Origin of the sequence: Coleofasciculus chthonoplastes PCC 7420 (assembly GCF_000155555.1) — a bacterium.
GTDB lineage: Bacteria > Cyanobacteriota > Cyanobacteriia > Cyanobacteriales > Coleofasciculaceae > Coleofasciculus > Coleofasciculus chthonoplastes_A.
On record NZ_DS989847.1, the window covers coordinates 170,819 to 183,479 of the forward strand.

General features: G+C 45.4%; 10 protein-coding genes and 2 pseudogenes. 6 read left to right on the top strand and 6 right to left on the bottom strand.

Annotation, left to right across the window (positions count from 1 at the left end; all coding sequences use genetic code 11):
* Positions 1-40: 40 nt before the first annotated feature.
* Positions 41-631, bottom strand: a complete 591-nt coding sequence (locus tag MC7420_RS11530) for a type IV pilin-like G/H family protein (RefSeq protein ID WP_198016434.1) — start codon at positions 629-631, stop codon at positions 41-43.
* A gap of 41 nt (positions 632-672) precedes the next feature.
* Positions 673-2,628: an FAD-dependent oxidoreductase gene (locus MC7420_RS11535; protein ID WP_006100624.1), complete on the bottom strand. Its 1,956-nt coding sequence runs from the start codon at positions 2,626-2,628 to the stop codon at positions 673-675.
* A gap of 142 nt (positions 2,629-2,770) precedes the next feature.
* Between MC7420_RS11535 and MC7420_RS11540 the strand changes: the two genes are divergently transcribed.
* Positions 2,771-3,544 carry an ABC transporter permease gene (locus tag MC7420_RS11540; RefSeq protein WP_006100390.1) on the top strand — a complete coding sequence of 258 codons (774 nt, stop codon included), beginning with the start codon at positions 2,771-2,773 and terminating at the stop codon, positions 3,542-3,544.
* Positions 3,545-3,940: 396 nt separating this feature from the next.
* On the top strand, positions 3,941-4,828 hold the full coding sequence (locus MC7420_RS11545) for an ABC transporter ATP-binding protein (protein WP_044206802.1): 888 nt from the start codon (positions 3,941-3,943) through the stop codon (positions 4,826-4,828).
* Positions 4,829-4,968: 140 nt separating this feature from the next.
* On the opposite strand, the pseudogene recR reads toward MC7420_RS11545, so the two are convergent.
* The 3 genes and pseudogenes from recR to MC7420_RS11560 form a co-directional block, all read right to left on the bottom strand.
* Positions 4,969-5,562, bottom strand: a pseudogene (gene recR / locus MC7420_RS11550) (recombination mediator RecR); the annotation flags it as partial.
* Positions 5,563-5,718: 156 nt separating this feature from the next.
* Positions 5,719-6,465 (bottom strand): PEP-CTERM sorting domain-containing protein, encoded by a 747-nt coding sequence (locus MC7420_RS41375; RefSeq protein WP_052307459.1) that lies wholly within the window; start codon positions 6,463-6,465, stop codon positions 5,719-5,721.
* A 197-nt stretch (positions 6,466-6,662) separates the two neighbouring features.
* Positions 6,663-7,454 carry a THxN family PEP-CTERM protein gene (locus tag MC7420_RS11560; RefSeq protein ID WP_044206624.1) on the bottom strand — a complete coding sequence of 264 codons (792 nt, stop codon included), beginning with the start codon at positions 7,452-7,454 and terminating at the stop codon, positions 6,663-6,665.
* Positions 7,455-7,641: 187 nt separating this feature from the next.
* Between MC7420_RS11560 and MC7420_RS39550 the strand changes: the two genes are divergently transcribed.
* The 4 genes from MC7420_RS39550 (at position 7,642) to MC7420_RS11575 (ending at position 12,053) form a co-directional block, all read left to right on the top strand.
* Positions 7,642-7,818, top strand: a complete 177-nt coding sequence (locus MC7420_RS39550; protein ID WP_006100615.1) for a hypothetical protein — start codon at positions 7,642-7,644, stop codon at positions 7,816-7,818.
* A 27-nt stretch (positions 7,819-7,845) separates the two neighbouring features.
* Entirely contained in the window at positions 7,846-9,129 is a 1,284-nt protein-coding gene (locus MC7420_RS11565) for a valine--pyruvate transaminase (protein ID WP_044206626.1), read from the top strand.
* 144 nt (positions 9,130-9,273) lie between these two features.
* A complete protein-coding gene (locus tag MC7420_RS11570) occupies positions 9,274-10,572 on the top strand; it encodes a glutamate-cysteine ligase family protein (RefSeq protein ID WP_006100614.1) in 1,299 nt (432 codons plus the stop codon).
* A gap of 587 nt (positions 10,573-11,159) precedes the next feature.
* Positions 11,160-12,053 carry a hypothetical protein gene (locus MC7420_RS11575; protein ID WP_006100682.1) on the top strand — a complete coding sequence of 298 codons (894 nt, stop codon included), beginning with the start codon at positions 11,160-11,162 and terminating at the stop codon, positions 12,051-12,053.
* 243 nt (positions 12,054-12,296) lie between these two features.
* On the opposite strand, the pseudogene MC7420_RS11580 reads toward MC7420_RS11575, so the two are convergent.
* Positions 12,297-12,661, bottom strand: a pseudogene (locus tag MC7420_RS11580) (hypothetical protein); the annotation flags it as partial.

Sequence of the window (12,661 nt, forward strand, 5' to 3'; positions counted from 1 at the left end):
GAATCGGGCGCACGTCGGTGCGCCCCTACGGTGTCACACCCTATAATATTCTGTCCCGATCAAAATCCGTTAACGCATGAGAACCAAAGGGACATAATATCCCCGTAGAAGCAAACGTCGGCGCCGTCGGAATCATCGGCGGAGAGGTTGAAGGCAAATTCGTCTCACAAATCCCCCCAATCCCTTTAATAATCTCACCCGACGATACCACAAAAGTCGCCCCCGCATAACTTTTTAATCTCGGATCTTTGGCTTGGGCAATCATAATCATACCCTGACGCGGATTCTTTGCAGGTAACATCAAATAGCGATAATTCTCCGTCTCCTGGAACCCCGCCAAATTTAACTCAACTAAACTTGTGGCAAACTGAGAATACTCCAGAAAATAATTCAATTGCGCCAGATTCACCGCATTTAAATACTCTTGCACCTCCCCTTGCAGCGCCAAAGCTGCGGCTGTTTGGGGAATGTAGGGAGGCGATTCCTGCGCCTGTACCGTTGGCGAGAATCCTGCTAATAAACTAATCAGTCCTAATTTCGCGATCGCACCTTTAATCATAGCGTGTTCCTCTCCATTGGGGATAGGGGAAGTCAGGGCGGGTTTTGTTGATAGGTTATCGGTGAGATTCAATATTGAATCCCTAAACCCGCCCCTACAATTACCCATCTCCCTTATATTGAAAAAATGCCTTCTGGATTCACCGATAACAGCGATCGCTGTTGCAATCCTTCCCGGTGTATAATCCCATTAGCCGCCAAGAATCCACTACTCACCGCCCGTTCCATTAACCCACAGGGAAAGGGCATTTTTACCCAGTCTCCAGCAAAAAATAGATTCGCCACCCCCGAATCAGTTTCTGGGCGTTCCTGATAACTCCCTGGCGGATAACCAGAGAAGTTTTTCTGATTCACTAACTCTCGATGTAACATCGTCGCCGTTTGTAATTCTGGGACAATTTCATAGAGTTCCTGTGCAAACGTGGTTAACAAAACCTGCTGATTAGGAAACTCGTCTTCTTTATAACAATAAGCATGTAATTCTACCACACTTCCCCCCGTCTTTTCATGCCACTGAATATAATCATCTTGGATGCGATGATACAAAGTAATACTATCGGTGAGACGATAGCCAGACAGAGAAGTAAAATTACTATGATCCCAAGCAAAATCCCGATCAAACCAAAATCGGGCAACCGCAAAGGGATCAGCGACGGCTAATTGTTCCACCTGCTGAAATACCTGGGAATTCACTTCCCCTTCTGCTAATTTAAACAAATGTTGGACACCGGGAACATCCGTGGCAAAGACATAATAATCCGCCTGAATCGTTTCTGTCGCTACCGGGGGCGACTCTGGACTAGAAATCCCCACCAGTTGCACTTCATCCTCAGTGCTTTGCATCAGGTTAAACCGAGGTAAATCCCGTTTCGCCGGACCCGCAATCACCTGCCCTTGGGAATTATAAACCGCCCCATGACAAGGACAAAGAAACTGACCATCTGCTTGGCGTTGTACCGTACAGCCTTGATGAGTACAAGTTAGAGAAATCGCTTGATTCTCCTCTGGAAAAAGGGCAAACATGGCATCTCCAGCCCCGTAATAGTCCACAGTCTGATCGGATTCATCAGTTTCCATCCTACGATTCCGCTTCACCCAAAACGGCACCGAGGGTTGAGTATTTCCCGACTGATAACTAATCGAATGAATCTGCCCATCTTGCCAATTAATGCTACTCACCGTCGCTTCTGTAACAATCGTTCCCTGCCGATTTTGAATCGCCTGGGCAATGGGTTCCACCAAACTCCTACCCATATCCTGGCGGGTTCCATCAAACGCCAATCCCTCCGGATTACCAAAAAAATAAAAGTGGAAAAACTGCATTAATTCGCCCACACTCAGCAAATCCGGCGCATTCAGACTAGATTTAGCAAAGGGTAAAAAATACAGATCATAAAGTCCCTGGGGAAACTCACCTTTTACCCAATCCGCAACCGATAACTGATCCAAACGCTGAAAACTATCGGGGATTTGGAAGCCGCCAATTTCCCGAAACACCTGCCAATGTTTCAACTTGGTCAAATTAATCCCCCAACGCCAGCGATTTGAGGACGCGATCGCTAAATCTACCACATTCCAGGGAAAGGCAGAACGGCTAGGGCGAAAGACTTCCGGCTGATACTGATTATCCCGAAAAACCACCGAGTAAAATTCCAGGGAACGGAAGTGATCCTGAATCTCCAACTCAGCCACCAACCGATTCAAATTATAATACTGCGGGAAAAAGCCATGGAACCCATGTTCCATCCGCAGGGCGTGATCACCCACCTGAATTTGCCAACTCGCAATCTTACCGCCGAGTTGAGGCGATCGTTCTAATAGTGTCACATCAAAGCCGCGTTGACTCAACTCATAGGCACAACTAAGCCCCGCCAATCCCGCACCCACAACCACCACCGATTTTGGCTGAGTCAGGGTTCGGGGTAAATCCAGGGTATCCGGTTGAATAACCGTCGGTTGCGGTTTCGCCCAGCGAGAATATCCGATCACACTACCCACCCCAGCCACACCAATAAGTTTCAGGGCGGTGCGTCGGGAAAGGTAGAATCGGTTTAATTTGTCATTGGTCATTGTTTAAAACACTGATTTCACGGATTTATTGGAGAGATGGGGGTAGGGAGGTGAGAGGTTAGTCACACACTGATGACACTGAAAGGTTAGTTCTCGCATTTAGAGAGGATAATAATGAAACCCGCCCCGACAGAAAATTTAAATGAACTATTGGCATGAAACATTGGCTGTAGCCCAGCGCATTTTAATCGAACTGGGGCGAAGACGCCGCAGTCTGGTGTTTTGGGGAATTTTCCCCATTTCGGTATTATTACTCAACGGTTATATTTTGGCAGAACGCGCCCAATTGTCGATGGCGCAAGCCTTTGAAAATGCCGCCCCTTCGACGTTGGCAGGTGCTGCTTTATTTTTTAGCTGTCTGGGGGGTACGGTAGCAACGGTGGTAGGGGAACGAGAACAGCAAACCCTTAAACGTCTGTTCATCTCACCCTTAAGTGGCATATCCTATTTTCTAGGTATCTTTTGCGCCCATAGCGCCATTGCTGGGGGTCAAGCGGTTTTGGTTTATGCGATCGCAGCATGTTGGGGTGCTAAGTTTCAGGGGTCTCTAGTTTTAGGCATCTTGATCATTCTACAGAGTATCATGGCTTACGTGGGAGTGGGATTCATCCTTGGTACCCAATTTGCCCGTCGCACGGAGGATGTAAACGCCTTGGTTGCAGCGTTTGGCGTACCCCTGTTAATTTTAGGGGGCGCATTTTTACCCACATCCCTATTTCCCGACACCTTGCTAGACATCGCCCAATTTAACCCGATTTACCATATCAACGAAGCGCTGCTGGGTGTTTGGGCAAATGGCGCGGGATTGGCGGATATTCGGGAGCATTTTTTGTTTTTGGGCGTATTTGCCTTAATTATGGTAGTAGCCGGATGGTTATCTTATCAGCGGATGCTGAGAGTTGAGCGAAGGTTATGATATCAGATAAATCTTCGTCGGGGCGCACAGACGTGCATTGGTGTCAACTTAAGGCGAAACCCCCTCACCCCCAACCCCTCTCCCACCAGGGGAGAGGGGAGTAGGTTTGTAGTGAGGGCTTTAGCCCGGATTTCTCACCACAATTGCCCAAAGGTCCCATACAACCTGGATTAACCGTAGAATAAGGCTTTCAACACTATGTCAAAATTCCGGGTTGGTCAAAAATGCTCGAAACCTACTCCAGGTAAAGGTTTCGACGACTCAGATGGCAAAATTTGTGAGAAATGCGGGTTTAGCCTTTGACAATTTTGGCAACCTCCCATTTGAGATTTTTGAATTTTCAATTAGTCCGTGTCAGAAATTCATAAAATTGTCCTATTTTATGTATTAGTCATTGTGCTGCATATCGAAAACCTCTGTAAATCCTACGGCAATCGCCACGTTCTACAAAATCTCACCCTGCACATCCACCCCGGAGAAATTTACGGATTACTCGGACCCAATGGTGCCGGAAAAACCACCACAATTAATAGTATCTGTAACTTACTCAAAGCCGACAGTGGCACAATCACCATTAATCACCAACCCGTCTCCGACGCCACCAAAACCCTAATCGGAATTGCCCCCCAGGAAAACTTACTCTATAAAACCTTAACCTGTGCCGAAAACCTGCATTTTTTTGCCCGCATCTATGGCTTAAGCAAGCGACAACGACAACAACAAGTCCACACCTGTTTAGACGCTGTTAATCTATGCGATCGCGCCCAAAGTCCCGTTGAAACCTTAAGTGGGGGAATGCAGCGACGCTTAAATATAGCCGTCGCCCTAGTTCATCAGCCGAAACTGGTCATTTTAGACGAACCCACAACGGGTTTAGATATCGAAGCCCGATATGAAGTTTGGGACTTGATTCGCCGTCTCCAACGTCAAGGATTAACAATTTTATTAACCACTCACTTACTCGATGAAGCCGAACGCCTATGTCAGCGGATTGGCATTCTCAAAGGCGGACAAATCCTCGTCGAAGGGAGTTTAGATACCCTGCGCCAACGGATTCCCGCCCAAGAGATTGTGATTATCCAAACACAAGAAGAGGAACGTGCGATCGCGCGGGCGACAGAACTCGGTTTCACCCATCGCCGCTACGGGAATGATTTAGCTTTTTGGTTACCCGAAGCGTTAGATTTAAAAGAAATAATTGAGCGATTTGAGGGCATTTCCCTAGATTCAATCACTCGCCAACCTGTACGCTTAGAGCATATTTATATCGAAGTGACTCGATGAATGATTTTGGTAGGCAGAAGGGAAGCTGGGGGAGTGATGTAGAGACGTGCCATGGCGCGTCTGGGAGCTGGGTAAGAGGATTACCAATCAACCATGAATAATCAACAAATGACAAATGACAAATGACAAATAACAAATAACTAATCCAACTCCCGTCGCCCTTCCAACGCCCGTGCTAATGTCACCTCATCCGCATATTCTAAATCCCCACCCATGGGTAACCCAAAAGCAATTCGAGTCACCTTTGTAAACGGTTTCAATAGTTGACCAACATACAGCGTCGTCGTTTCCCCTTCCACACTCGGACTAATCGCTAAAATTACCTCTTGAATCTTCTGCTGGCTAACGCGGCGCACCAGTTGTTCAACGTGCAATTGTTCCGGTCCAATTCCATCCATGGGAGAAATCACTCCACCGAGAACATGATAATTCCCCCGATACTCCCGTGTTTTCTCCAACGCAATCACATCACGGGAATCCGCCACCACACAAAGGGTTGTTTTATCGCGATTCGGATTACGACAGATATCACACACCGATTCAGCCGACAGGTGAAAGCAAACCTGACACAAGCCAACCTGCTTTTTCGCCTCAATTAAAGCTTGCGCCAGGGCTTTGACTTCATCCTCTGAGCGTTTAATAATATGTAATGCCAATCGTTGAGCGGTTTTGGGACCCACTCCAGGTAAGCGTTGTAGTTGCTCGATCAATCGAGCTAGGGGGCGTGTGTAAACCGTGGTTGTTCTCCCAGTCTATGCGTTCACCTTACCTATAGTACGCCAATGCTAAGGTGACTTGATCAAGTCTTACGTTTCACGGTATCTGGCTGAATGAAGGTAAGAAAGGTGAGGAAGAAGTCAATTTATCCTCTTCTGTCTCCCTCATCTCCCCTATCTCGCCTTTCTTGAATGCTCTCGTTTGAATAACGCAGCAAAACCTAAAGCTGTGGCTGAACCAAGGATAGTCAGGGGTTCTGGAACATTCACGGGTTGGTCTGAAACAATGATTTGACCTGCTGCCACTTCTCCATTATCACCCACTTCTCCAATGTAAAGGAATAGTGAATTGCTAGGAGACACAGAACTGGTTAGATTAAATCCCACTTTTCCATTATCGCCTAAGCTGACAAATCCATTTGCCACAGGCGGAGGAAACGTTGTATTAGTTGTCGAATTACCGTCGAAACTTCCCAAAGTAGCAACCGTATTATCTATGCTATTACCCGTTGCTGTGGTTCCAAATAGTTTCGGATCAGTAGGCGATCGTTGTACTCCGGGCATGAAAATGGTTCTGGCTGTAAAATCAAATACGTCTAATCCCGGCAAGCTATTAATGTCTGCTGCATTATTAATCTGAGTCGTACTTAGCTTAATAGCGTCCAAATCGAAGCCACTAAATTGACCAGCCGCCCCACCAAGCCCACTACTGTTATCTTTAATTTGAATGGAATTGATATCAAAGTTAATAGCGGAAAGATCGGCACGGAATACAGCGGTTTGTGCCGGGTCGCCGCCTGTTACATTCGTTAACTTTTGGAAGTTGAGGTTTACTGTTGCTGCTGTGGCATTACCGCCAGACATTAAAGCAACTACAGTGGCGATAAAACTCAAACTTAATAAACTTGAGTTAGGTGACATAGATTTTCCCATAATTCATCACTTACTTAGATTGACTATTTAGAATATAATATCTTTTTTATAAATGTTTGAGGAGGATTTAAATTTCAATACTCTTCATGATATCGGTTTGAGATTCATAAGTAACCACAACGTTAAGAATCCCCACCTCAGATGATGGGGATTGTCTATTTACCAATATCCGTCAGCACTTAAGGTTAGTGTAGCTTTTGTTTTTGATTACGACGCCCTATGAGATAGAGACCGAAAAGACCTAGACCAACCATAGCCGTAGGTTCAGGAACTTTTTCAGAAGGAGTTGTAATTTTAGCAAAGAGTGTGGCTGAATTTGGTCTCCCATTTTCTGGGGAAACGAATTGTTTAACAGGCTCTCCAGTAACCGGATCACGGAACCCAAGCAACTCAAGGGTGTAGTCAACTCCGCCAATGTTAAAGGTTTCTGTGGGGAAAGTACTTGGTAAGGTCACAATGTCGGCGCAGGGAGGATTTCCAACGGGACAAGCTGGTGGTGGTTGATTAATAGTTTCATTGATATCAAAGGTAAAATTAAATGTTTGGCTTACTGATGGGGTAATAAAATCTAGAGTAATTCCTAAGTCAGCTTTTGTTACAAATGGCTGAGTGACTGATTGATTAAAGTGACGCAGTGTTCCAACCGAAAACATTTCACCAACATCAAAGCTTTGGCTAGTGACCCCAGTAAATCCTAGACCACTCTTTTCATCAGATAATGGAACACCCCAGCGCACTTGGCTTTCATTGCCTACCGTAAGGAATTCAACAGTATTGCCACCCGGAGGATTCACTGTAATTCCATTATCCAAAAGCACATTGCTCCAACTGCCAGAAGAACTAGCCAACGTTAGTGCATCTGCCGAAGAAGCTAAACATCCCAAAGTAGCTGTGATAGCTACACCGGATAGAGTTGTTTTAGTTAATGTAGATAGATTAAATTTCATATTTTTCCTGAGAAAATAAACTTTATACATAGACAATAGATAATTGATTAAAATTTTGTCAATAAAAAATGGCTATTTTCACAGAGTCTTCATAATGGAAGTCTGAACTTCATAAACCCTTCATAAATCGGTTTCAATTCCAAGCCATACGCATAAGTTATACTGTCCACTTCCCCGGCGGTTCTATCCCTTGTAGGATGGAAAATCTAGGCTTCTATTGGATCAACAAGGGGCGCGATCGCACTCTCCTGCGCCTTCGTACTCTAATCAACCCCAGGCAAATCCCTGCACGAGTGGAACGACGGAAAAAGCCAAGCGGTATAATTTGCGGTTAAATGAATACAGCCCCCAGCGAATCAGTAATCTTGACTCAATTCGCGGCAAAGTAAGTTAACCTCTGTGATAAGAGCGATCGCGCATGATGGAACCGTCTCTCACTCAATTTGGTACTCAGATGTCCAACCTGACGGGCGTCCGGGCTATTATGAAGGATATTATTGAAACGTTACGATTAGGTCAGGGACAGGAGTTCATTAACCTTAGTGCGGGAAATCCGGTTATTTTGCCAGAGGTGGAACAACTGTGGCGAGACTGTACCGCCCAACTCTTGGCAAGTCCCGACTACGGAGAAGTGGTTTGCCGTTATGGGTCATCTCAAGGATACCAGCCCTTGATTGACGCGATCGCAAAAGATTTCAATCAGCGTTACGGCTTGAGTCTAACTGAACGGAATATCTTAATTACTCCCGGTTCTCAATCCATTTACTTCTACGGTGCGAATGCCTTTGGCGGCTATACCCAAGCGGGTGAGTTAAAACAAATCGTTCTCCCCCTGAGTCCTGATTATACCGGGTATGGTGGCGTCAGTTTAACCCCAGAAGCCCTAATCGCCTATAAACCCAGCCTAGAGATTGACGAAGCGGCGCATCGCTACAAATATCGTCCCGACTTCAGTCAATTGAAAATTAGCCAAGATACCGGATGTGTCATATTTTCTCGCCCCTGTAATCCCACAGGGAATGTTCTTAGCGATAACGAAGTGCGAAAAATTGCCGAACTTGCTGCACCGAATCATGTGCCAGTATTCATTGATTCCGCCTATGCACCCCCATTTCCGGCATTAAACTTTACCGACATGACGCCCATTTTTGGTGATAATATTATCCACTGTCTGAGTTTATCCAAAGCCGGACTCCCCGGAGAACGAATTGGCGTCGCTATTGGTGATCCGGATAGGATTGAGATTTTGCAATCGTTCCAGACGAATCTCTGCATCCATTCCTCCCGCTACGGACAAGCCATTTCTGCACAGGCAATTAATTCGGGCGCATTGGCTGAGATTTCTGTTAATGTGATTCGTCCCTATTATCAGCACAAGTTTACCGTCTTAGAAACTGCGCTGAACCAATTTATGCCCAAGGATTTACCGTGGTTTTTACATCGCGGTGAAGGCGCTATTTTTGCCTGGTTGTGGTTCAAAGATTTACCGATAAACGATTGGGACTTGTATCAACAGTTAAAGCAGGTGGGAGTAATCGTGGTTCCCGGAAATACCTTCTTCCCCGGATTACGGGACACCTGGGAACACCAGCATCAGTGTATTCGGATTAGTTTAACCGCAAGCGATCGCGAATTAGAAACCGCCATGCAACGGTTAGTTAAAGTGACACAACAAGTGTATCAGCAAGCCGTGGTGGAGGTTTAATGGTGAGTAGGGGCGGGTTTAGGAGGGGATTTCGCGGCAGTTATTGATGATAACATATCTGCAAAACGATACCCAAGATCCCCGACTTCTTGGAGAAGTCGGGGATCTGACTGGAAACCTCTATAATACTAAGCAGTTAATACTATGAAACTAGGTAAACGTCGCATCGGTTTAGAACAAGAATTTTTCCTCGTAGAAGAAACGGGCAAATTTTCCAATCGTGCCGATGAATTCTTACAAAATTGTCGCCAAGAAGCCGAAACTATTGGTTTAAATCCCGATTACTTTATGCCGGAATGGGTGAAGGGAATGATCGAAATTAATACCCCTCCCGCCCATACTCCCACCGAATTAGCCATAGCCTATCTAAAAAACTTACAACTCGGATTACAGGTGGGAAAAAAGATGCATTTGCGGCTTTATCCTCTATCCAGCTATCCCTTACATTTAATTCCCGTCATTCGGGATAAATTAAGCTATCATGTCCAGGTTCGCACCGTTGGCTACGACCGATTTTTGAATGCGGGTAAATGTACAGGAACCCATATCCATTTAGAAGTACCACCAGGAGTAATTGATTCTCGCGTTGGTGTCTCTTACAACAGCAGCGCCGCCGAACGCGAAGAACTGATTAATATTTATAATTTAGCCACAGCCTTAGATTCTGCCCTCATCGCCTTGGGACGCGCCTGTCCCTTTTATGAAGGAGAAGCCACGGGACTTGCCTATCACATTGTCCGCTATCGGGGAAGTGACAGATTTGGCTGGGAAGGCGTGTATACTCACTTACAATCTGTTGGCGGTTTAATGCCTTATGCCGATTCTGTGGAACAGTTAGTAGAGTTACAATTTGAACGCTATTATGCATGGCTAACCGCGATGGATAATGCTGGAGTTGAGCGGAAGTTGTTTACTGAAGGCGGCGGAAATTTACTAAAATCGGGCTGGAATCCAGTGCGACTCAATGCATTAGGAACGGTGGAATTACGGGGAATTGATAGTAATTATCCAGACGTAATTTTCACAATCATGAGATTAGTTTACAATGCCGCTAGACGAGTCAGACAGGAAGGAATAACCGTTAGACCTGCTCAAGGCGCTCATACTTTTGAGTTACGCAATGATTGGCTAGTTGTGCCAGAGTTTGACTATCTCAATGGTGAATTATTATTTGCGGCGGTGACGGAGGGAGTGAGGAGTTCTAAGGTTACGGCTTATCTGGATTCTATTTTAGAGTTTGCGATTCAAGATGGTAGTGAGGGAATTAATTACCTAGAAAAGTTGAAATCTGATTGGGGTGAATATCAAACAACAGAGGCGGAAATTCTGCAAGAATTTGTTCCCGCAGGCGCTAAACTAGAAAAGGAAGAAGGGTTGCGGTTGGTGCGTGAAGCGTGCGATGAGTTAGAAGCCCAGGTTTCATCGTTTTCCCAAAAGTATTAGAGAGGAGGCGATTGAAATCGCTACTACACAAACAAAGTCCGCCTGCGCGGACTAGGGTATATAGCAACCGCCATGGCTGTTAAGCTGTTCGGCATTTAAACCATAATGTCAAGAATTGCGAAATCCTTGTAGTGCGTTTAGCGAAGCCATGCCGCAGGCTTTAGCGAAGCCATGCCGCAGGCTTTGCATCTTGCTCGCTACTAATACCCAATTTAAATGCATTTCAGCTTAGGACACATCATTTATGTAGAGACGCGCCATGGCGCGTCTCTACAATGGTGCCGAACGTCCTAATCGATGTGTCTATTGCTATAACGGGGTTAACGTTCCCCCAATTTGGTATTAGTCCATTTTAATGGACTTGAGCTATAAGCCAAGAACTTGAGTTCTTGGCTTGTTTTAGCTTCGATTGAACCGTCAAATCTATTCCGCCACCCTCTTGGATATCGCCTGTACAATTCTCCCTAAAAGAAATAACAGATCAGTTTCGCGGCGTAAATTACTGATCTCAAACTGGGTGTGACACTCCTGATCCCCAAAAGTAATGATGAGAGTAGTAGATGTAGCCAAGTGTCTTGAGAATTGTCATGAAAAGTACCCCATTAGAAAGTTCAACGGGACGCTTAAGTTCATCATCAAACCCAATAAAACGGTTAACCCAAGGAGACTTCACGCAGCGGTTTGGTCGTTTCCTCATCTGTCGGAGAATATATAGTCTTCTCCAAGCTAGGCGACAGCGCCTAAATCCCGATTTCTATAAAAAACGTCTGAAGATTGCTTCCGATTCAATGTTTGACGGTGTTTCTCTCGATAAATGTGTCCAACAACTCCGTCATGAAGGAGTAGGCTTTGGTCTGCATTTATCGCCGTCGATGGTAAAAGAAATCTATCAATATGCCATGCAAACAGCTTGTATTGAACCTGAGTCTGACGACGAATTTTTCATCGAAGAGGTAATTAGAAATGGTCGAAGGCGAGGTGAACATCCAGTACTGCGTGCCTTGGTGCGTGATGTCATGAATTGTGAAGCCATTCAAAAAATTACCCAAGATCCTCTGCTGTTGCAAATCGTTAAGAACTATCTGGGGTATTGGCCCAACCAAATTACTCAGCATCTGACTTGGAGTTTAGTGTCAGATCTCCGAGAACCGGAAATTAGACAGAGTTATCCACCCACGAATTTTCACTATGATATCGCTGGGTACAACTTTATGACCGCCTATTTTTATATCACCGATGTGAATGCTGATTCGGGCGCTCATGTTATGATCAAAGGCTCTCATCAGAAAAAGCCGCTTTACATGACCTTGGCTGCGGGTCGTCAGTCGGACAAGGCGGTGCTTAATTATTACGGGCAAGACAATCAACTGATCATTGAAGGAGAAAGTGGATTTGGTTTTGTTCAAGACCCTTCCTGCATTCACCGAGTCATTTCTCCGGTTAAAGCAGATAGACTACTGCTGCAAATCCGGTATTCTTAGACCGTAGTGGACTGACACAGTTGAAATGGTGGAATAGGTTGGGTTCGTAGTAGGGGCTTTAGCCCTCTCCAGCTAGGCGGAGAGAGAACTAAAGTTCTCACTACAAACAACGTCCTATTTTAGTTGGGTCACGGCAGTAGTGGACTGACACAGTTAAAATTGTGGTATAGTTGGGTTCGTAGTAGGGGCTTTAGCCCCTAATTGCATGGGTTTTCAAAAACAATGTATTTGGATTACAGAATCTCATTCCTCTAAAGCGTCTGGATCAGTCAAAGCAGCTTGCCACCAACTGAGCAAAGGATGGTTTTTACGCGGTAAATATCGTCCCTTGACCCGAATTGCTTTGAGTGCATCTCGTAATATCGAAGCATCCAGAGACACTTTCTCTGACCAATGCTTGATTATCTCTGGAGTTGATATGATCTGAACCGGGGAAATCTCCCGTTGAATAAATGAGATTGCCTTCTTATCATCAGTTGCTATTGCCCATCCTCGATGAACCGCGATCGCATAGCAGGCAGATTCTCCATCATCGCCTAGTTCAAAAACATAGTTGACAAATGATGTCTCTTCTGATTCTGATTTAAAGTCCACCACAATAACTAAAC